The following is a 24,033-nucleotide window of genomic DNA, read 5'->3' on the forward strand; positions in this document are numbered from 1 at the left end:
GAGGGAGCTTGCTCCCGTTGGACTGCGCAGCAGTCCCCTTCTTATTAGGGATAAGGGGGGCCGCTTCGCAGCCCAGCGGGAGCAAGCTCCCTCGCCACAGGTCAGTGTCAGTCTTCACTGACACCCGCAAATTCAAGCCATAGCCAAACGGCGCTCCAGCAAGTCTTCAAGCTCATCAAGCAACTCATCACCGCGCAGCAGCTCGTAATGCCCCCCGGCCAACAAACGATCAACGCCATGCCTGCCGACCTGAGCCTCGAACACCCGGCGTTCATCCTCGCGCTCGGCCACCCACCAGCGATAGGCCGAAGCCTGGATTGCCGGCAGTTGCCGATGCGCCAGCGCCAGTTGCTTGAGGCGTGAGCCGGTGGCGAAGATCTGCGTGAGTTCCCCCGCGCCCAATGCGGCTTGTTCATTGGAACCGTGCAACGCCGCTTCGATGACGGCGGTGGAACCCTCGCGCTCGTCCAGTCCAGCGGCTTTCAGCGCGATCAATGCCTGAGCCTCATCCGCTGGCAAACCGAGCACAAACTTCAGGAAATCACCGAGGTCCTCGCGCCAGTCCCCCGCTTCCGCGGTGCCGGCCACATAGCTGTCGACCAACCCGGCAAACGCCACGGTTTCACCCTGGGTTTCCAGTTCATGGGCGACCAATTGCGTCAACGCACCGCCCAACGACCAACCCAGCAAGTAATACGGTCCCTTGACCTGCTGACTGCGAATCCGTGCCGCATAGGCTTGGGCCATGGCCAGCAGCGATTCGTCCTGCCAGTGCGGGTCAAGCAACATGCGGCATTGCACGCCATACACCGTGCGCCGGCCTTCCAGTCGGCGAGCCAGCGGTTCGTAGTCGAATACTGTGCCGAAACCGGCGTGCAGGCAGAACAGCGCCGGCACGTTCGGGATCCGCGCATTCAGTGCCAGCAAGGGGTCCGGCGCCGCTGCAACCGGCTCGGCCGCCTGATAGCCACTGAGTTCGGCAATGCACGGCTTCTGCATCAGATCCCGCAGCTTCAATTCAAAGCCCAGTTGCGGCTGGCTGCGCACCCGCGAGATGACTTTCAGCACCTGCAACGAGTCGCCGCCCAGCTCGAAGAAGTTGTCGTCGATGCCCACTTGCGGCACGCCGAGCACCTCTTGCCAGATCGCCGTCAGCGCCGTTTCCAGATCGTTGCGCGGCGCACGATAACCGCCCAGCGTCCACTCAGGCGTAGGCAGTGCGCGACGGTCGAGCTTGCCGTTGGCCGACAGTGGGAAACGCTCCAGCACCAGGATCCGTGCCGGCACCATGTAGTCCGGCAGTTGCGCTTGCAGTTCAGACTTCAAACGCCGATCCAGCCCGACCGCCCCGGCCGCCACCACGTAACCGACCAATTGCTTGCCGGTCGGCGTGTCGTGCACCACCACGGCAGCATCCTGCACGCCGGCGCACTCACGCAGACGCGCTTCGATTTCGCCCAGTTCGATGCGGAAACCACGGATCTTCACTTGCTGGTCGAGACGCCCCAGGTAGTCGATCAACCCGCACTCGCGCTGGCGCACCAGGTCGCCGGTGCGGTACATGCGGCCGCCGGCCTCGAACGGATCCGGGATGAACCGCTCGGCGCTCATGCCGGGACGCTGGTGATAACCGCGCGCCAGGCATTCGCCGCCCAAATACAGTTCGCCACTGACACCGACCGGCAACGGATTGAGGTCGGCATCCAACACATACAAGCCACGCCCGGCAACACCGCGCCCAATCGGCGCATACGCCGCGTCGCAGGTTTCACTGACCTCGGCACGCCACAGCAGCGGTGTGACCACGGTCTCGGTCGGGCCATATCCGTTGACCAGACGCTGCGGACGCAAGGCGCGTTTGACCTGCTCGAAGCTGGCCTCCGGCACCGCATCACCGCCAAAGCAATACACCTCGACCGCTGGCGGATTGCCCAGACGCTCGGCCACTTCGGCCATTTGTTGCAGGTACGCTGGCGGGAAGCAGGCCACGGTGACGGCGTGACGATGCAGCACTTCGAGGGTTTGTTCCGGGGTCCACAAACTGTCATCGCGGATCACCAGACTGCCACCGGCCAACATCACACTCAGCCAGCGCTCCTGCGCACCGTCGAAAGCGAACGACATGAAGTGCAACTCGCGGCTGCTTGGTGCCAGTTCGTAAAGCTCGATGATGCCGCGGCAATGCCGGGCAATCGGCCCCCGCGCCACTGCTACGCCTTTCGGTTGGCCGGTGGAACCAGAGGTGTAAATCAGGTACGCCAGGTGCCCCGGCAACGGATGGGAAACCGGGCACGCCACGTTGTCGGCAACGCTCAATTGATCCAGCAACAGGCGTGGCGGGCTGTCGGCCAAGGTCAGTCGATCACCCAGATTGCTATCGCAGAGCAACAGGCTGGCCGCCGAATCGCTCAACATGTAGGCCAGTCGCTCGGCCGGGTACGCCAGGTCCAATGGCAGGTAAGCCGCCCCCGCCTTGAGCACCGCAAGGAACGCCACGATGGTGCGTTCGGAGCGCGGCAACGCCACCGCCACCAGGCTTTCCGGGCCGATACCGCGACCGATCAACTGCTGCGCCAGCCCATTGGCCTGCGCCTCAAGCTCGGCATAACTGACTTGCCGATCCTCACAGATCAAAGCGATTTTCTGCGGCTGCGTTTGCACATGCCGATTGAAGGCGTGCAGCAAATCGGTGTCGTCTTCAGAAGCGTGCGGCAGGCTGATAAGCGCCTCAGGCAAACCAATGTTGCCGAGCAGACACGCAGCATCCTCCGGCAACGCACGCAACAATCCTTCCAGCTGCGCACGGATCCGCTCAACTTCCACCTCACTGAAACGATCACGCAGGAACAGGTATTCGACTTCCAGGCCTTCTTCGTTGGCGCTGACCATCAAGTCCATCGGGAAGTTGGTAACGCCGCCACTGCCGACTTCGGCGAAGCGCAGTTCACCTTCCTCGCCCCCTTTCAAGGCACGGTCCACCGGATGGTTTTCGAACACGATGATGCTGTCGAACAAGCCCTGGCCACCCTGCCCGGCCCAGCGCTGGATGTCCGACAACGGCGTGTGTTCGTAGTCGCGGACCATCAGGTTGTAATCCTGCAAGTCGCGCAGCCATTCGCCCAACGGCTGCTGCGGATCGAGGGTCTGGATCACCGGCAAAGTGTTGATGAACAGGCCGAGCATGTCCTGAGCACCCGCCAAACCGGTCGGACGCCCCGCCACCGTCGCGCCGAACGCAACGCTGCGCTGGCCGCTGTGACGTTGCAGCAACAACAGCCACGCGCCTTGCACCAGCGTGTTGAGGGTTACGCGCTGACGCTTGGCGAAGGTGTGCAATTTGCGCGTCGCTTCGGCGTCGAGGTTGCTGTACATCACGCCGTGGCCGGAACCTGTCGCACCGGAAGCCTTGGCCAGAATGGTCGGTTCTTCGAGCAGCGCCAGGCGCTCACGCCAGAAGCCTTCGGCTTGCGCACCGTCCTGGCGTTGCAGCCAGGCGATGTAGTCGGCGTAGCGACCGGTCAGGGTCGGCAGGCTGTCGTTGTGATACAGGCGCAGCATGTCGCCCAGCAGACGCGAAGCGCTCCAGCCGTCGAGCAACAGGTGATGGTAAATCCAGATCATCTGGTAGCGGTCATCACCCAGGCGTACCAGAATGAAACGCATCAACGGCGGGCAACTCAGATCAAAGCCCTTGGCCTGTTCCGCAGCCGCCAGTTCGCTCAACGCGTGTTCGGTGTCGGTGCGATCACGCCAGTCGAGTTCTTCGATCGGCAGCTCGACGTCGGCGAACACCGCTTGCATCGGATCGGCCAAGCCATCGCGCCAGCGGAATGCAGCGCGCAGCACTTCATGACGCTCTACCAAGGTCTGCCAAGCGGCGCGGAAACGCGGCACCTGCAAACCGTCCACCGCCACGCTCAACTGGTTGACGTAGGGGTTGAGCTCCGGTGAATCAAGGCAGTGGAACAACATGCCTTGCTGCATCGGCGACAGCGGATACAAGTCTTGCAGCCCCTCGCGGGCAGCGATGTCGATGTGCGGCACCAGCGAGAACGCCTCGACTTTTGCCGCTTCGATCAATGTTGCTTCACGGCTGCCGGCCACGGCGGCGAGTGCCCGAATGGTCTGCTGTTCAAACAGTTGCTTCGGACTGAACACCAGCCCGCGCTGCCCGGCACGACTCACCGCTTGCAGGGAAATGATCGAGTCACCGCCCAGTTCGAAGAAGTTCTCGGTGACACCCACCGATTCCAGACCCAGCAGTTCCTGCCAGATCTTCACCAGCAAGGCTTCGGCCGGTGTTGCAGCGGCCACGTGATCGTGGTTCTGCCGAGTGGCTTGCGGTGCTGGCAGGCCTTGGCGATCGAGCTTGCCATTCGGCGTCAGCGGCAACGCGGCCAGGCACATCAAGTGCGCCGGCAGCATGTGTGCCGGCAAACGGCTGCGCAAGTGAGTCGTCAGCGCTTCACGCAAATCCTGCTCATCGGCGAGCGGATCGCGCGGCACCACGTAACCGACCAACTGGCGGCTCACCGGGCCTTCGCGGTCGATCACGAACGCTTCACGCACGCCTTCGTGCTCCAGCAGGCAGGCTTCGATTTCACCGAGTTCGATACGGAAGCCGCGAATCTTCACTTGCTGGTCGATACGGCCGAGGTATTCGACGACGCCATCGGCACGGAATCGCGCAAGGTCGCCACTGCGGTACAAACGCGCGCCCGGCACGAACGGATCCGGCACAAAGCGTTCAGCGGTCAGGTCTGGACGTTGGTGATAACCCCGGGCGACGCCCTCGCCGCCCAGGTACAACTCACCCGCGACGCCCACCGGCAACGGCTGCAAACCGCCGTCCAGAATGTAGGCACTGCGGTTGCCCACCGGCCGGCCAATCGGCATGAACGCCGAATCGAACTCGGTATCCGGATAGGCCAGCCAGATCAGCGGCGTGATCACCGTTTCGGTCGGGCCATAGCCGTTGATCAGGCGCTTGGGTTGCAGCACCTGCTGGACTTCATCGAACGCGTGCTTGGCCATGCCTTCACCGCACGGGGTGTAGGAACGGATTGGCAAGTCACGCCCCGCTTCGCCCATGAATTCGGCGATCTGCCCCAGATAGGTCGGGGTGAAGCAGGCGATGGTGATGCCGTGCTTTTCGATCTCGGCGCAGGTGCGCTCCACGCTCCACAACTCGTCGTCGCGCGGCATCACCGCCGAACCGAACACCAGCGGCGTCAGCCAGCGCTCGTGGGCGCCGTCGAAGCTGATCGAGGCGAATTGCAGCTCGCGATCATCCGGGGTCATGCCGTACAACTCGCCGATCGACAGGCAATGCATGGCCAGCGGACCGTGGGCCACGCTGACGCCTTTCGGCCGGCCGGTGGAGCCCGAGGTGTAAATCAGGTACGCGAGGTTTTCGCCGCAAGTCAGGTTGACCGGGTTGGTTTGCGCCATGAACTCCAGCGGCTCGCGGTCGATTTCCAGCACCGGCAGGCCTTGAGGCAACGGCAGTTTTTCCCGCAGCCATGATTGGCTGATCATCAGCGAAATGCCGCTGTCTTCCATCAGGTAACGCAGGCGTTCCGTCGGGTACGCCGGGTCCAGTGGCACGTAAGCGCCGCCGGCCTTGAGGATCGCCAGCAAGCCGATGATCATTTCCGGCGAACGCTGCATGGCCAGGCCAACCCGGACTTCCGGGCCGATGCCCAGTGCGCGAAGACGATGGGCCAACTGGTTGGCGCGACGGTTGAGTTGGTCGAAGCTCAATTCCAGGTCGTTGAAGATCAGTGCAGTGGCATCCGGGCGGATGTCCGCTTGGGCTTCGATCAACTGATGCACGCAGAGCGGCTTTTGCGCTGCCGTGAACGCCGGGTTCCACTCGACCAACTGTTGCGCGCGCTCAGGTGCGGTCAGCAGGTCCAGTTCACTCAATGCCGCCTGTGGCGCGGCAACCATCGCCGCCAGCAGCGCGGCCAGATGCTCGCTCATGCGAACAATCGCTTCGCTGCTGAAATGCGCGCACTGGTAGCTCCAGTTCAGGCTCAGCTGACTCTCGGCGGTGGCCGCCAGGGTCAGCGGGAAGTTGGTGCGTTCGTGGTTCTGCGGAATCGAGAAGCTCAAACCGGCCGGCGCACCCTGTTGCAGCGCTTCGGCCACCGGGAAGTTTTCGAACACCAGCAGGCTGTCAAACAGCGGCTCGCCGGCACGTCCGGCCCAGCGCTGAATGTCACCCAACGCGGTGAATTCATGCTCACGCAATTCGAGGTTTTGTGCCTGCAAGCGGGTCAACCACTGGCCGACGCTTTCCACCGCGTCCGGGCTGCTGATCACCGGCAAGGTGTTGATGAACAGGCCGAGCTGACTTTCGGCACCTGGCAAATCCACCGGCCGCCCCGCCACGGTCGCGCCGAACGCGACGCTGCGTTGACCGCTGTAGCGTTGCAACAGCAGTGCCCAGGCCCCTTGCACCAAGGTGTTGAGGGTGACTTTTTGCTGACGGGCAAACTCGCTGAAGCGCTGGCTGGTGGCAACGTCGAAGGTCTGCCGATGGTCGGCAAATTCCGCCGTCGACAGGTTTTTACTGTCGCCATGGGCCAGGCTCTGCGCCAGCAGGGTCGGGTTGTCGAGGGTCGCCAGTTGCTCGCGCCAGAAGGTCTCGTCGGCGTGGGCATCCTGACGTTGCAGCCAGCCGATGTAATCGGCAAAACGCCCGGTCGGTGCCTGCACGTCCTGCCCGGCATAACGCTGCAAGACTTCGCTCAACAGCAGGGAATTACTCCAGCCATCGAGCAACAGGTGATGGTGGGTGTAGATCAGTTGCTGACGCTCATCGTCGAGGCGCACCAGGGTCAAGCGCATCAGCGGTGCCCGGGTCGAATCAAGTTGCAGGCGTTCGCTGTCGATCAGTTGTGCGAGCGCTTCGGTTTGATCGCTGCGGCCGCGCCAGTCGAGGCAGGTCATCGGCAATTGCAGATGACGATGGACCAGTTGCACCGGCGCCTCGAAGCCATCCGGGAAGTGGAAGCTGCTGCGCAGGATCGGATGGGTGTTGAGCACCGCTTGCCAGGCGCGGCCCAGAAGCTCGGTATCGAGGCCACGGGCTTCGACGCTGAGTTGGTTCACATAAGCGCCGGACTCGGATTCGTACAAGCTGTGGAACAGCAAACCGGCCTGCATTGGCGACAGCGGATACAGATCCTCGATCTGCGCCGGCGGCACCGGCAGGCCATCGAGTTGCGCCTGGGTCAGGTGCGCCAACGGGAAGTCCGCCGGGGTCACGCCGCCCGCGCCGTCGCTCAGGCAATGGGCGATCAGCGCCAGCAACTCGCTTTGATAAGCCGCGGCCAGCGCTTCGATTTCACGCGGGTCGAAGCATTCGCGGCTGAAGGTCCAGTCGAGTTTCAGCTCACCGCCATACACCTGACCGTCCACCGACAACCAGTTCGGCAACGGTGCGTCGGCCGATTGCGCGGCGCCGCTGGACTCCGTGGCCGGTTTGAACAGGGCGTCTTCGGCGAAGCTCTGGTCGAACTGCCCAAGGTAGTTGAAGGTGACGCGCGCTTGCGGCAACGCGGCCAGCGCCGCTTGGGTCGAGGCATCGCCCATGTAGCGCAGCAGGCCGTAGCCCATGCCTTTGCCGGGAATCTCGCGCAGTTGCTGCTTGATCGCCTTGATCGAACCCGCAAGGTCGGCAGTTGGCGTCAGGCGCACCGGGAACAGGCTGGAGAACCAGCCGACGGTGCGGGTCAGGTCGATGTCGTCGAACAGCTCTTCGCGGCCGTGGCCTTCGAGCTGAATCAGCGCCGATGCATCGCCGGTCCAGCGGCTGAGGGTGCGGGCCAGTGCGGTCAGCAGCAGGTCGTTGACCTGCGTGCGGTAGATCGCCGGCGCCTGTAGCAGCAACTGGCGGGTCTGTTCGCGGTCGAGGCCGATGCTGACGCCCTGGCGCAAATGCCCGGCCTGACTGGCTTGGGCGTTGGCGGCTGGCAACGAATCATTGGCGACGCTCAGTTGCGCTTGCCACCAGTTCAGTTCGTCGGCAGCGGCTTCGGAGCGTGCATAAGCGTCGAGCTTGTCGGCCCAGGCCTGGAAAGAGCTGGTCTTCGGTGGCAGCTCTTGCTCTTGGTAAGCGGCCTGTAAATCTTCCAGCAACACCCGCCAGGACACACCGTCGACAGCCAAATGGTGGATCACTAACAGCAAGCGCTGGGAACCATCAGCCTGGGCGATCAACGCTACGCGCAGCAGCGGACCGTCTTGCAGGCTGAGGCTGCGCTGCGCTTCGTCGCACACCGATTCCAGCGACTCACTACTGGCAACGCGAGCGGTCCAGAGCATGTCGATCACGTCGGCGCTGTCGGCACCGACATAACGCGCCGACCATTGGCCGTCGACCTGACTGAAGCGCAAACGCAGCGCATCGTGTTGCTTGAGCAGGCGTTGCAGGGCGGCTTGCAGGCGCGGCAATTCGAGGGTTTCGCGCGGTGTCAGCAACACCGCCTGGTTCCAGTGCGCCCGTTGCGGAATCGGCTCGTCGAAGAACCAGCGCTGGATCGGCGTGAGTGTTTGCACGCCGTCAACCGGCCCTTGTTGGGCCAACGGCGCCGCCTGTTCTTTGACCACCGCCGCCAGTGCTTGCAAAGTTTGCTGCTGGAACAGATCACGGGGCTGCAGGCTCAGCCCGGCACGACGGGCACGGCTGACCACCTGAATCGAAATGATCGAGTCGCCGCCCAGTTCAAAGAAGTTGTCCTGACGCCCGACCTGCTCCACGCCCAACACGTCCTGCCAGATCTGCGCCAGCACCTGCTCATGTTCGCTGCGTGGCGCTTCGAAGGCGCGCTGGCTGACTTGCGCGGTCGGCACCGGCAGGCGTTTGCGGTCGAGTTTGCCGTTGGGGCTCAAAGGCATTTGCTCGATCAGCACGGTCTGCGCCGGCACCATGTAATCCGGCAGGCTCGCCAGCAGATGGCTTTTCAGGGTTTCACGCCATGCACCTTGTTGCTCGGCATCGGCGCCGACCAACCCTCGGTCCTGCGGCACGATGTATGCGACCAATTGCTTGCCGCTCGGGCCATCGAGGGCCAGCACCACGGCTTCCTGTACGTCAGCATGTTCTTGCAGGCGCGCTTCGATTTCACCCAGTTCGATGCGCAAACCGCGAATCTTCACTTGATGGTCGATTCGTCCGCAATAGTCGATGGCGCCGTCAGCGCGATAACGCGCCAGGTCACCAGTGCGGTACAGCCGCTCGCCACTGCCGAACGGATCGACCACGAACCGCTCGGCGGTCAGCGCGCCACGACGGTGGTAACCGCGCGCCAGGCCGACGCCGCCCAAATACAACTCACCCACCGCTCCCAGCGGCAAGGGTTGCAGTTCGCTGTCGAGGATGCAGGTGCGCAGGTTGGTGATCGGACGGCCGATCGGCACGCTGTCGCGCCCCTCTTCGACGCAGGTCCAGTGGGTCACGTCGATGGCCGCTTCGGTCGGGCCATACAGGTTGTAGAGATTCGCTTGCGGCAGGCTGCGCAAGGTCTGGCGTTGCAGTTCCATTGGCAGCGCTTCACCGCTGCAAATGATCCGTTGCAGCGACGTGCAGGCCAGCGCCTCGTCGGCACTGATGAACGCCGAGAGCATCGACGGCACGAAGTGCAGCGTGGTGATCGCCTGCTCGACGATCAACGCGGCCAGGCGTTGCGGATCGCGATGTTCGCCCGGTGCGGCGATCACCAACGTGGCGCCCTTCATCAGCGGCCAGAAAAACTCCCACACCGACACGTCAAAACTGAACGGCGTCTTTTGCAGCACGCGGTCGCTCGGCAGCAATTGGTAGGCTTGCTGCATCCACTCCAGACGGTTATGCAGCGCCACATGGCGGTTGCCCGCGCCTTTCGGTTTGCCGGTGGAACCGGAGGTGTAAATCACATACGCAAGGTTTTCTGCGATGGCCAGGTTCGGCAGATCGGTGCCCGGTAGATCGCTCAGCCAATCGGCGTCGGCGTGCAGGCACAAGGTGCGCACGTTGTCCGGGGTCGGCAGTTGTGCCAGCAGATGTTCCTGGGTCAGCAGCAGCGAAATGCCGCTGTCTTCGATCATGTAGCTCAGGCGATCAAGCGGGTATTCCGGGTCCAGCGGCACATACGCGCCGCCCGCCTTGAGAATCGCCAGCAGGCCGACGACCATTTCAAACGAACGGTCGCAGGCAATCCCCACGATCACTTCCGGGCCGACGCCCTGGGCGCGCAAGTGATGGGCCAGGCGGTTGGCGCGCAGGTTCAGTTCGGAGTAACTCAGGCTTTGGCCCTGGAACACCAGCGCCGTTGCTTCACCGTTTTCAACCACGCGCTCCTCGAAATGCCGCTGCACGCAGACTTCGCCCGGATAGGCCCGGGCGGTGTCATTGAGGTCGTCGAGGATGCGCAGACGCTCGTCGGCCTCCAGCAACGGCAACTCGGCGAGCGGGCATTGCGGGTTCGCCAACACCCCGGCCAGCAGGTTGCGCCAGTGCCGCGCAAGGTGCTCGATGCGCTCGGCGTCGAACAAATCGGCGGCATAGGTCAGGCTGGCGAACAGCTTGTCGCCCTCCTCCTGAGTGTCCAGTTGCAGATCGAACTGCGTGGTGTGCGCCGTGGCGTTCAGGGCTTCGACGCGCAGGCCGGCGAGCAAGCCGCTGACCGCCGCCGGTTTGGCTTGCTGGTGGTTGAACATCACCTGGAACAGCGGGCTATGGCTCAGGCTCCGTTCACCTTGCAGCGCCTGCACCAGTCGCTCGAACGGCAAATCCTGATAATCCTGGGCATCCAGCGACGCGGCGCGGGTCTGGTCGAGCAATTGGCTGAATGACAGACGTCCGTCGAGTTCGGCACGCATCACCTGGGTGTTGACGAAGAAGCCGATCAGGCCACGGGTTTCCGCACGATTACGGTTGGCAATCGGCACCCCGACTCGCAGATCGGACTGGCCGCTGTAGCGATAAAGCAGCGCCTGGAAACTTGCCAGCAACAGCATGAACGGCGTGACGCCGCGCTGTTTGGCCAGGCTCATCAGACCGCTGGCCAAGGTCGCATCGAGGGCGAAATCCAGACGCGCACCGCGCTGGCTCGGTTGCGCCGGACGCGGACGGTCAGTCGGCAATTCGAGCAGCGGTTGTTCGCTGCTCAGGGTTTCCCGCCACCAGTTGAGTTGACGCTCCAGCTCCCCCGCTTCCATCCAGCGGCGTTGCCACATTGCGTAGTCGGAATACTGGATCGGCAATGCCTCCAGCGCAGCGTTCTGGCCTTGGCAATGCGCGGCGTAGAGCCGGGAAAACTCTTCCACCAGCACACCCATCGACCAGCCATCGGTGACGATGTGGTGCAGGGTCAGCAACAGCACGTGGTCTTCGGTGTCGAGTTGCAACAAAGTGACCCGCAACAACGGACCGTGCTGCAGATCAAACGGCCGGGCGATTTCCTGTTCGACGCTGTTCATCGCCAGATCGAAGTGCTGATCCTGAGGTTCGGCACGCAGGTCGATCTGCTCGATGGGCAGCGAGGTGAACTCGGCCAGCGTCTGCAGCACCTTCCCGTCATCCTCGACGAAACGGCTGCGCAAGCTCTGATGCCGCTCCAGCAGCACGTCGAAACTCTGTTGCAACGCCGCGACATTCAGCGGCCCGTGCAAACGCAACGCGGCCGGAATGTTGTACGCCGAGCTGTGCGGATCAAGCTGCCAGAGGAACCATTGGCGCTGTTGCGCATACGACAGTTCGAAGGTGGTGTGCGGCTCGGCGGCAGGCGGAATCGGCAGCTGGCCGAAGCTCACGCCCTGCTCTTGCATGCGGGCCAAAAATTCGCGGCGCTTTTCGGCAGGCAGTCCGGCGAAGCGGCTGGCGATACGCTGGGCAGTGGTGTGTTCCATCAGTTGATCTCCATCTCGTCGAGAAGCGACTCAAGCGCATCAAGACGTGCATCGTTGTCAGCCGGGGCGTGTTGCCCGGCCATGGCGGCATAAGCCTGAAGGTCGGTGGACTCGAACAGCGCGCGCAGCGGCAGCTCGATGCCCAGTTCCAGTTCCACGCGGGCGCTGGCCTGGGCGGCGAGCAGCGAATGCCCGCCCAATTCAAAGAAGTTGTCGCGTCGGCCGATCTGCGCCACGCCCAGCACGTCGGCCCAGATCGCGGCCAGTTGCTGTTCGAGGTCGCCCTCAGGGGCTTCGAATGGACGTTGCCATTCCTGAGCGTCAGGCACTGGCAAGGCCTTGCGGTCGAGCTTGCCGTTGCCCGTCAGTGGCAAGGCATCGAGCAGTAGCCAGTGGCTCGGCACCATGTAATCCGGCAGATCGACCTTGAGCGCGGCGCGCAGGTTGTCGCGCCAAGCGATCGGGGCAGTCGGGGTCTGCTCGGCTACGACGTAGGCGCAAAGTTGCGGCCCGCTTTCGCCTGCATGCACACTCAACACCGCTTGGCGCACGCCCGGTTGAGCCAGCAACGCGGCTTCGATTTCACCCAGTTCGATACGGAAGCCACGGACCTTCACTTGCTGGTCGATGCGGCCGAGGTAATCGATGCTGCCGTCGGCACGCTGACGCGCCAGGTCGCCGCTGCGATAGAGCCGCTGCGAGGCCTCGAACGGGCTCGGCACAAAACGCTCAGCGGTCAGGCCGAAACGGCCGTGATAACCCCGCGCCAGACCGGCGCCAGCGATGTACAGCTCGCCCGCCACACCCACCGGCACAGGTTGCAACTGGCTGTCGAGCAAGTACCAGCGCAGGTCGCGGATCGGCAGGCCGATCGGGCTCTGGGCCTTGGCGTCGAGGTCGGCGAGGCGGATGGCGCGATAGGTCACGTGCACCGTGGTTTCGGTGATGCCGTACATGTTGACCAGGGTTGGCTGTTGGTCGCCGAAGCGTTCGAACCAGGGACGCAGGCTTGCGACTTCGAGGGCTTCGCCGCCGAAAATCACCTGACGCAGCGCCATGCTTCGTGGGCTGGCGCAGGCAATCGGCAGCAATTGGCGGAACGCGGTCGGGGTCTGGTTTAACACCGTCACGCCTTCATCACAGAGCAAGCGATGGAACTCTTGCGGCTCTCGGCTGATGTAATACGGCACGATCACCAGACGCCCGCCGGTGCACAGCGAACCGAACAGCTCCCACACCGAGAAATCGAACGCGTAGGAATGGAACAGCGTCCAGACATCGTCCGGGCCGAAGTTGAACTCGCCAGCGGTGGCCGTGAGCAGACGCCCGACGTTGCCATGGCTGAGCAATGCGCCCTTCGGCCGACCGGTGGAGCCGGAGGTGTAGATCACGTAGGCGAGGTTATCCGGCGTCGCCAGTGCCGACAGGTTATCGTCGCTGAACGCGTCCAGTTGCAACGATTCCAGACTCAGCACCTGCAGACCGTCGAGAACCGGCAGACCGTCGATCAAGTGTTGCTGAGTCAGCAACAGCGTGATGCCGCTGTCTTCGATCATGTAGCTCAGGCGCTCGGCCGGGTATTGCGGATCGAGCGGCACGTAGGCGCCGCCGGCCTTGAGAATCGCCAGCAAGCCGATCACCAGCGGCATGGCCCGCTCGGTGGCGATGCCGACGCGCACTTCGGGGCCGACACCCAGCTCGCGCAGTGTGCGCGCCAGTCGGTTGGCCTGGGCGTTGAGCGCGGCGTAGGTCAGTTGCTCGCCTTCGTAAGTCAGTGCGATGGCGTTCGGCCGTTGTGCGGCTTGCGCTTCGAACAACTGGTGCAAGGTCGGCGACGTCGGTTGTGCCAGGAACGCAGGGTTCCAGTGCTGCACCAAGGCCTCTTGCTGCGACCCGTCAATCAGTGGCAGTTCGGCAACCCGTTGCTGCGGATCGCTGACCACCGCGCGCAGCAGGCTCAACCACTGCTCGGCGAGGCGCTGCATCGATGCCTCGTCGTAAAGGTCCGTGGCGTAAGTCAGGCTGGCATCGAGTGCTTCGCCCTGCTCCTGAGTGTCCAGCACCAGATCGAATTGTGTGGTGTGTTGCTGCCAGTGCAGACGTTCGACGTTCAAGTCAGCAACCGTGCGCTCAACGCTGGCACCCAACTGCTGCTGATGGTTGTAGAGCACCTGGAACAATGGGCTGTGATTGAGGCTGCGATCCGGTTGCAAGGCGTCGACCAACTGCTCGAACGGCAAGTCCTGATGCGCCTGAGCCCCCAATGCAGTTTGCTTGACCTGTTGCAGCAAGGTGCTGAATGGCTGCTGCCCGTCGATCTCGGCTCGCAGCACTTGGGTGTTGATGAAGAAGCCGATCAGGCCCTCCGTTTCGAGACGCGAACGACCGGCGCTCGGCACACCTACGCTGATGCTCGACTGCCCGCTCTGGCGATGCAGTAAGGTCTGGAAACTCGCCAGTAACAGCATGAACAAGGTCACTTGCTGTTCCTGGGCGCGTTGACGCAAACCGGCGAGCAGGTCGCGATCCACGTTGAGCATCAGGCTGGCACCGCGCTCGGTGCGACGGGCTGGACGGGTCAGTTCACTCGGCAATTCAAGCGGCGTTTGGTTGCCCGCCAGTTGCTCGCGCCACCAGGTCAGTTGGCGTGCGCCCTCGCCTGCTTCCAGCCAGTCACGCTGCCAACGGGCGTAGTCGCTGTAGTTCACCGGCAGGTCAGCCAAACCGGCGGCGCGACCGCAAGCGGCCGCCTGATACAACGCACTGAACTCATCGACCATGACCTGCATCGACCAGCCATCGGCGGCGATGTGGTGCACGGTCAGCACCAGGACGTGTTCGTCGGTGTTCACTTGCAGCAGCAACACGCGCCACAGCGGACCGTTGCGCAAGTCGAATGGACGGGCGATTTCTTCGGCCACGGCGGCATCGACCGACGACTGATCGAGCGTGCGCTGTTCCAGTTGCAGCGTCAGAGTGTCATGCAGCACCGGACGCGCCTGCAGGCCATCCTGTTCGAAGGTGGTGCGCAGGGTCTGGTGACGGACCTGCAACTGTGTGAAGGCTTCACGCAAGGCGTCGCGGTTCAGCGGGCCCTTGAGGTGCAGCGCGGCAGGGATGTTGTAGGCCGGGCTCTGCGGGTCCAACTGCCAGAGAATCCATTGGCGCTGTTGAGCGTAAGAGAGGATCGGCGGCTGATCGACCGCAGCGTGTTGCAGCAAAGGTTGCCCGCTGGAATTGGCCAGTGCAGCCCGCCCTGCAAATTCCGCCAGGTTCGCGGCGGAGAACAGGCTGCTCACCGACAGTTCGAGCTGCAACTGCTGACGCACGCGAGAGATCACTTGCAGCACCAGCAACGAGTGCCCGCCCAACTCGAAGAAGTTGTCGTCGCGGCCGACTTGCCCGACCTGCAACACGTCCTGCCAGATCAGCGCCAGTTGCGTTTCCAGCCCTTCGGCCGGGACGACGAAATCACGTAGGCCATCGCGAGCCTCGGCACGCGGCAAGGCCCGACGATCCAGTTTGCCGTTGTTGTTGAGCGGCAGTTTCGCCAGCAGGATCAGGTGATTCGGCACCATGTATTCCGGCAACGATTGACGCAAGACGGCTTTGAGGCCTTCCAGATACTCCGTCTCCGAAGCCACCGTGCCGTTGGCCACGATGTACGCCACCAGTTGCGAACCGTCCTGAGCGATGACCGCCGCTTCACGCACGTCTTCACGGGCTTGCAGGCAGGCTTCGATTTCACCCATTTCAATGCGGAAACCGCGGATCTTGACTTGATGGTCGATGCGGCCGACGTATTCCAGATGTCCTTCAGCGTTGTAGCGCGCCAGATCGCCGCTGCGGTACAGACGCGCGCCCGGCTCACGGGCAAACGGGTCTGGCAGGAAACGTTCAGCGGTCAGCGCTGGACGGTCGAAATAGCTTTGAGCGAGGCAGGCCGGCGCGCCGATGCACAGTTCGCCGACGCCGCCGCTTGGCAACAATTGACCCGCCGCGTCCAGCACATACAGCGCACGACCGGCGATGGCGCGACCAATCGGAATGCCAAACGCGTCGCTGGCGTCTTCGAGACGGCATTCATGCACGCTGGACACCACGGTCGCCTCGGTCGGGCCGTAGGTGTTGAGCAATCGCACATGGCTTAATCCGGCCTGATGCCAAAAGCGCAGACCTTCGACCGACATCGCTTCGCCGCCGACGTGGACCTGGCGCAAAGCACCGAGATTGCTGACCACGTCGCTCGCGCATTCGCGGGCCAGCAAATGCCAGTAAGCAGCCGGCAAGTCCGCCACGGTCACGCCGTGCTGGACGATTTCGGCGGCGAGACGACCGGCGTCCCACACCTCATCACCGCGCATGATCAACGCCGCGCCGACGCACAGCGCCGGGAAGCATTGCTCGACGAACCCGTCGAAGCTGAAGGTCGCGAACTGCAACACGCGGTCCGACGCCGACAGCAGCGAATAGTCGGCGGCGCCCTGGCAGAACTCGCGCAACGCGGCGTGGGCGATGGCCACGCCTTTGGGTTGGCCGGTGGAGCCGGAGGTGTAGATGATGTAGGCCAGGTCTTCAGCAACCGCGTGGTTGTGCGGATCGCTTTCCGGGTAGCCGGCGTTGTCGTCGAGGGTCAGACGTGGCACGCCTCGTACATCTTCCAGCAGGCCGGATTCGCACAGCAGCACGTCGAGACGGCTGTCGCCGATCATGTAGGCCAGGCGTTCGTTCGGGTATTTCGGATCGAGCGGCACGTACGCAGCGCCACTTTTCAGCACAGCCAACAGGCTGACAATCAATTGCGGACCACGGTGCAGCGCCAGACCGACGCGTTTGCCCGGACCGGCACCGTTTTCAATCAGACGATGGGCCAGACGGTTGGCCTGGGTGTTCAATTGCGCGTAGCTCAGGGGCTGGCCGTCAACCTGCAACGCCAGAGCGTCCGGGGTCGCGGCGGCCTGAGCGGCGATTTGCTCGTGGACCAGAAGTGTTGTGGATAACCCGATCGGCGGCGGTTGGCTGATCGCGAGCAGCGCGTTTTTGCCGTCGAGATCGAGCAGTTCCAGCGCGCCCAGTGCAGCGTCCGGCTGCGAAACCAATTGCGCCAACAGATGCTGCAAATTGGCCGACAACTCAGCGACCTGAGCCGCACTGAACCGCGCCGCGTCGTAGCTGAAGTCCAGGCTCAAGCCTTCGCCCAGTTCGATGCCCAGGGTCAGCGGGTAATGCGTGCGCTCGTGATTGTGCAGGTTGCCGAACGACAACCCGGCCGGCGCGCCCTGTTTCAACGCTTCGGCCACCGGGAAGTTCTCGAACACCAGCAGGCTGTCGAACAGCGCCGAGCCCTGCTGCCCCGCCCACCCCTGAATGTCGTAAAGCGGCACATGCTCGAATTCGCGCATGGCCAGGTTCAGCCCTTGCAGCTCGCCGAGCCATTGGCTGACGGTTTGATCCGGCTTGATCGCGCAGACCAGCGGCAGTGTGTTGATGAACAAGCCGAGCTGCTGTTCGATGCCTGGCAGCGGCGCCGAACGCCCGGCCACGGTGGCGCCAAACACCACGCAATCCTGGCCGGTGTAGCGATGCAGCAACAGGCTCCACGCCGCTTGCAGCACGGTGTTGAGGGTGACTTTCTGCTGACGGGCGAACTCGGCCAGACGCTGTGTCGCGCGGCTGTCGAGTGCTACGCGGCATTCCTCACTGCCTTCGACACTAACCGGCGGGCGCAAAGCTTCGGCCAGCAAGGTCGGCGCTTCGAGCGGTGCCAGTGCAGCTTTCCAGAACTGCTCACCCGCGGCGGCCGATTGCTGCTGTAACCAGCCCAGATAATCGCGGTATTGCCCGGTCGGTACCGGCAGCGATGGCCCGGCGGCGTAGTGCTGGATGACTTCGGCGAGCAACTGCGCGTTGCTCCAGCCGTCCATCAAAATGTGGTGGCTGGTGTAGATCAGGTGCCAGTCATTGGCGCCCGTGCGGACAAGCTTCAAGCGGAACAGCGGCGCGGTGCCCAGTTCAAAACCTTCGGCGCGCTCGGCGTCGGCCAGCGCATCGGTGTCGGTTGCTTCAAGCACTTCAAGCGGCAACGCGACGTTGCGGACAATCGCCTGGTGCGCGGTGTCGAGGCCCAGCCAGTGAAAGCTGCTGCGCAGAATGTCATGACGCTCCAGCGCGGTTTGCCAAGCCTGAGTGAATCGCTGCGGATCGAGGCCCTGAATGTCCAGGCGCAACTGACTGATGTAGGCGCCGACCTCGGGTTCGTAGAGGGTGTGGAACAGCATGCCCTGCTGCATCGGCGACAGTGGATATAAGTCTTCAAGCGTCGCGACTGGCAATTCGTCGAGTTGCGTCTGACTGATGCGCGCCAGCGGGAAGTCCGACGGCGTCGCTTGGGTTGCCTCAACCGCGCAGCAATGCTCGATCAGCGCATTGAGTTCTTGCGCGTAATCATCAGCCACACGCTGAATGGTCGCGGCATCAAACATCTCACGGCTGAAGCCCCAGCTCAGCGACAACTCACCGCCATAGACCTGGCCTTCGACCGTCAGCCAGTTGCCCAACGGCGCCGATGGGTCCTGCGCCACGCCATTGCCTTCGGTGGACGGCACAAACATCGCCGCGTCGTCGAACTGACGGTCGAACTGCCCCAGATAGTTGAAGGTGATGCGCGGTTGCGGCAACGCAGCCAGTTCGGCGCGGATCGCCGGGGAGCCGAGGTAACGCAGCGCGCCGTAACCGAGGCCTTTGTCCGGCACCGCGCGCAGTTGTTCCTTGATGGTTTTGATCGACGCGCCGAGCTCACTCGATGGCATCAGATTGACCGGGAACAGGCTGGTGAACCAGCCGACGGTGCGGGTCAGGTCGATGTCGTCGAACAGGTCTTCGCGGCCATGGCCTTCGAGCTGAATCAGCGTGCTGCCCTGCCCGCTCCAGCGGCACACCGCCCGTGCCAGCGCGGTCAGCAGCAAGTCGTTGACCTGGGTGCGATATGCCGCTGGGGCGTGTTGCAGCAGTTTGCGGGTTTGTTCGGCGTCGAGTTTGATCTCGAGTTTGTGCTCGAAGCGGTTTTGCAGCGCGCCGTTCGGGCGGTCGCATGGCAGATCGCTCGGCGCGTTTTTCAGTTGGGTCTGCCAGTGTCCGAGGCTGTTTTCAAAGACTGGCAGATGATCCTGCAAGCGAGCGACCCAGCGCTGATAGGTGCTGGTTTTCGCCAGCGACACATTACCGCCGCTGTAGAACTGCTGAAGATCTTCCAGCAGCACGCGCCAGGAAACACCGTCCACCGCCAAGTGATGAATGACCAGCAGCAAACGCTGAGTTGCGTCGGCCATCGTCACCAGCAGCGCACGCATCAGCGGGCCATTTTGCAAATCGAGACTGCGCTGGGCTTCGTCGCACAGGGCGTTGAGTTCTTCGACCGATTGCACCTGACGCTGCCACAAGACCGACTCGGTGGTCGGCGCGGCATAGGCTTGCTGCCAACCTTCGGCAGTCTGTTCATAACGCAGGCGCAGGCTGTCGTGATGGGTCAGCAATTGCTCTAACGCGCGATCCAGCGCTTCGACGTTCAACGCCTCGCGCGGCACCAGCAGCAACGACTGGTTCCAGTGCTGACGCTCGGGGATGACTTGCTCAAAGAACCACTGTTGCACCGACGCCAGCGCCACCGCGCCCACCGCCGGGCCTTGATCGATCAACGATTGCTCGCCGCTGCGAGCCGCCTGGGCCAGGCTGCGGATGGTCTGGTGCTGGAACAAATCCTTGGGGCTCAACACGATCCCGGCCTGACGCGCGCGGCTGACCACTTGCATCGAGACGATGGAGTCGCCGCCCAGTTCGAAGAAGTTGTCTTCCAGACCGACGTTGTCGATGGCCAGCACATCCTGCCAGATCGCGGCGAGGGCTTTTTCCATCGCCGTGCGCGGCGCGACGTGTTCGCGCTGTTGTTGCGAGCCATCGATTGCCGGCAAGGCCTTGCGGTCGAGTTTGCCGTTGGGGGTCAGTGGCAACTGCGCGAGGAACAGCAGGAACGCAGGGACCATGTAGTCCGGCAGATGCTGACGCAGTGCGGCTTTCAGGGATTCACGCAGAGTCGCTTGCGCATCGGCGTCGTCCATCAACGCCGGATCGCTCGGCACGATGTACGCCACCAGTTGCTGCCCGTTGACGCCGTCCTGCGCCAACACCGCCAATTCGCGCACGGGCGCTTGCTGCAACAGCCGCGCTTCGATTTCACCCAGCTCGATACGGAAGCCACGGACCTTGACCTGATGGTCGATGCGCCCGACGTATTGCAGCGAGCCGTCGGCCTGATAACGGGTCAGGTCGCCGGTGCGGTACAGGCGTTCGCCGTTGCTGGCGAAAGGGTTCGGCACGTACTTCTCGGCGGTCATGCCCGGGCGTGCAAGGTAACCGCGGGTGATGCCTGCGCCCGACAGGTACAGCTCGGCGGACACGCCTTGGGGCACCGGTTGCAGGTCGGCATCCAGCACATAGCTGGCGGTGTGCTTGAGCGGTCGGCCGATGTTCGCGCGGCCACCGGCCTCACGGCGAGTCCAGGTGGAATAGGTGGTGTCTTCCGACGGCCCATACAAATCGTAGACGTGCTCGACGGTCGGTTGCTGATACAGCGCCTCCACAAGGCTTTGCTTCAGCGGCTCGCCGGCCAGGTTGATGATGCGCACGCTCGGCGGGATCTGCCCGTCGCGCTGCAAGGCAGCGATTGCCGACGGCACGGTGTTGATCAGGCGCACCTGATCCCGGGCCGGTAGTTGCGGCAATTCCAGGGCATTGCGGGCGATGATCACCGAGCCGCCGTTGGCCAGGGTCACAAACAACTCCCACACCGACAGGTCGAAGCACACCGAGGTCGAGGCCAGCACACCCTGGATGTCTTCGCGGCTGTAGACCGATTTCGACCAGTCGATCAGCGCCAGCACGTTGCGATGGGCGATGGCCACGCCTTTGGGTTTGCCGGTCGAACCGGAGGTGTAGATCACGTAGGCCAGATTGTCCGGCGCGACGCGGGTGACCGGCGCGCTGGTTGGGTAAGCGGCCCACGTCATGTCGTCCATGAGCAGCACTTGCGTTTCGGCTGCCACGGTCAAGGTCGCGGCGACCGATTGCTCGGTCAGCAGCACCAGGGCGCGGCTGTCTTCGAGCATGTAGGCAACGCGTTCGGCCGGATAATCCGGGTCCAGCGGCACGTAGGCGCCACCGGCCTTGAGCACGGCGAGCAATGCGACCAGCAAGTTGTCGGAGCGCTGCATGGCCACGCCGACCCGGACTTCCGCACCGACACCCAGCTCGATCAACTTGTGGGCCAGGCGATTAGCCTGACCGTCGAGTTCGGCGTAGGTCAGTTGCTGGGTGGCAAAAGTCACCGCCAACGCGTCCGGGCTAGCCGTGACTTGCTGGCTGATCAGTTGATGAATGCACAGGTCCTGCGGGAAGCTTTCGTCGGCGCGATTCCAGTCATGCACGATGCGCTGGTACTCGCCGCTTTCCAGCAGCGGCAAATCGCTGATGCGCTGCTGCGAATCGCTGACCATGCCCTGCAACAGATGCGTCCAGTGCTGCGCCATCCGCGCGATGGTCGCGGCGTCGAACAGGTCGTTAGCGTAGGTCAGCGCGGCGTGCAGCTTGCCACCTTTTTCGTAAGTATCGAGGGTCAGGTCGAACTGCGTGGTGCGCCCTTCCCACTCAATCACGCCCAGCGCCAGGCCGGACGCCGTGCTGACCGTGGAAATGTCCGCGACCTGCGGCTGGTGGTTGTACATCACCTGGAACAGCGGCGTGTGGCTGAGGCTGCGTTCCAGTTTCAGCGCTTCGACCAGACGCTCGAACGGCAAATCCTGATGGGCCTGGGCACCGAGGGCGGTTTCCTTGATGGCGCGCAGCAACTCGTCGACGCGGGTCTGGCCGTCGAGCTTCGTGCGCAACACCTGGGTGTTGACGAAGAAGCCGATCAAGCCTTCGATTTCGGCGCGGTTGCGGTTGGCAATCGGCACGCCGACGCGGATGTCGGTCTGCCCGGTGTAGCGATGCAGCAGCGCATTGAAGGCGCCGAGCAACAGCATGAACAGGGTGATGTTGTGTTTCTGCGCCGTGGCCCGCAGTTGCTCGGCCAGTTGCGCATCCACCGCGAATTCGTAACGGGTGCCGCGATAGCTAGGCATCGCCGGGCGCGGGTGATCGGTGGGCAGTTCCAGCACCGGGTGCTCGTCGCCCAGTTGCGCCTGCCAGTAATCGAGCTGGAGCGCCTGTTCGCCCGCCTCCAGCCAGCGGCGCTGCCACAAGGCGTAGTCGCTGTACTGGATCGGCAACGCCGCGAGTTGCGGTTGCGTGCCGGCCTCGAAGGCGTCGTAGCAGCGGATGAATTCGTCGATCAGCACGTTCATCGACCAGCCGTCGGAAACGATGTGGTGCAGGGTCAGCAGCAGGACGTGTTCTTCGTCGGCGAGCTTGAGCAAGGTGACGCGTAGCAGCGGGCCGACGGACAGATCAAACGGCAACACTGATTGCTGCTCGGCCGCTTGAGCGACTGCCACTTCGCGCTCAGCGGCCGATAGCGCGCTGAAATCCACCTGATCGATGACCAACGGCGCGCTGGCCGGCACTTGCAGCAAGGTGTCGTCGGCCTGGCGCTGGAACACCGTGCGCAGGGTTTCGTGACGCGCCACCAGGCTGGCGAAGGCTTGCTCCAGCGCCGGCAGGTTCAACCGCCCGGTCAGACGCACCGCGCCGGGCAGGTTATAGGCGCCGCTTTGCGGGTCGAGCTGCCAGAGAAACCACATGCGTTGCTGGGCGTACGACAGCGCCTGGCGGTCTTCGGCTTCGACACCGGCAGGAATGGGAAACCGGGCGAAATCAACGCCTTCCTTTTGCAAGGCCGCAAGGAACATCTGGCGCTTTTCCAGGGGCAACCCGATAAACCGGCGAGCAAGTTTCAAGGAGTCTTCAGCATTCATTTCTAAGCATCCGGATCAGTGGCGGGAAGCACAAAGGCACGTCGTCCCTATAAAACGAATGCAGACCGGAAAAATTAGCGAATGAGAACAAGTATCAGGAAGGGGGATGGAACGAGGAAATACAGGGCGATGAAAAAACCTGTGGGAGCGGGCTTGCCCGCGATAGGGTCGGCACATTCAACAGGTATGTGACTGACAGACCGCTATCGCGGGCAAGCCCGCTCCCACAGGTATTGAGTGAAGCTTGAGATCTGTTAGCTGACGGCCATCAAGCCATGCCGGCGATGATGCACATCGAGCTGATCCTTGATCACCCGCAGCACCTTGGCCTCGTGCTCATGGATGAAGAAATGCCCGCCGGCCAGCATGTCCACGGAAAAGCTGCCGTGGGTTTCCTTGCTCCAGCCGATCAACTGCTCGGTGGTGGCGCGGTCGGCCTTGCCGCCGAGCACGTGCACCGGGCACTTGAGCAACGGACGCTGCTGCGGTTCGAAACGCCCGCACAGCAGGAAATCCGCACGCAGCACCGGCAGCGTCAGGCTCATCAATTCCTCGTTGGCCAGCACTTCTTCGCTGGTGCCATTGAGGGTGCGCAGTTGATCGATCAACTCGGCATCAGTCCTGGGTTCAGCGAAACCGCGATCGTAGTCGGCCCGCATGGTCGGCGCAGCGGTGCCCGAAGCGAACAGCGCCACCGGTTCCGGGCAACCCAGCGAGCGAAACGCATGGGCCATTTCACAGGCCAGCAACGCGCCCAGGCTATGGCCGAACAACGCGTACGGCGCCTTGAGCGTGGCTTTTTGTTCCTGCGCCAGTTGCAACGCCAGGCGCCGCATGTCGGTGTGCAACGGCTCGCCATACCGCGCGCCTCGGCCAGGCAGCTCCACCGGTTGCAGCTTGAGCCACTCCGGCAGCTTGCGCCGCCACCGGCTGTAAACCATGGCGCTCGCGCCTGAATAGGGCAGGCACAGCAATGTCAGCTGGGTCACCGGGCTTACCTCGAAAAGTTGTCTGTATTAGAGAACGGATGAGCACCGCGCAGAATTAGCCGTACCAATGACCCTGTGGGAGCGGGCCTGCTCGCGATAGCGGTGCAACAGTCACCATCAAGTTGACTGACACGCCGCTATCGCAAGCAAGTCCCCCGTTAATCTCTATTTCAGGTGAC

The 24,033-nt window shown here is 63.2% G+C and carries 3 protein-coding genes; all 3 read right to left on the bottom strand.

All coding sequences use genetic code 11. From position 1 onward, the window contains the following. Positions 1-132: 132 nt before the first annotated feature. A complete protein-coding gene (locus DJ564_RS22435; RefSeq protein WP_109633422.1) occupies positions 133-11,898 on the bottom strand; it encodes a non-ribosomal peptide synthase/polyketide synthase in 11,766 nt (3,921 codons plus the stop codon). Beyond that, positions 11,898-22,865 carry a non-ribosomal peptide synthetase gene (locus DJ564_RS22440; RefSeq protein WP_109633424.1) on the bottom strand — a complete coding sequence of 3,656 codons (10,968 nt, stop codon included), beginning with the start codon at positions 22,863-22,865 and terminating at the stop codon, positions 11,898-11,900. Before DJ564_RS22440 ends, DJ564_RS22435 begins: the two co-directional genes overlap by 1 nt. Positions 22,866-23,119: 254 nt before the next feature. After that, on the bottom strand, positions 23,120-23,854 hold the full coding sequence (locus DJ564_RS22445; RefSeq protein ID WP_109633426.1) for a thioesterase II family protein: 735 nt from the start codon (positions 23,852-23,854) through the stop codon (positions 23,120-23,122). Positions 23,855-24,033 lie beyond the last annotated feature (179 nt).

The organism is Pseudomonas sp. 31-12 (genome assembly GCF_003151075.1).
Taxonomy (GTDB): Bacteria; Pseudomonadota; Gammaproteobacteria; order Pseudomonadales; family Pseudomonadaceae; genus Aquipseudomonas.

Excerpts from the sequence above, each read along its gene's own strand:
- DJ564_RS22435 (WP_109633422.1), bottom strand. The coding sequence starts at position 11,898 with ATGGAACACACCACTGCCCAGCGTATCGCCAGCCGCTTCGCCGGACTG.
- DJ564_RS22440 (WP_109633424.1), bottom strand. The coding sequence starts at position 22,865 with ATGAATGCTGAAGACTCCTTGAAACTTGCTCGCCGGTTTATCGGGTTG.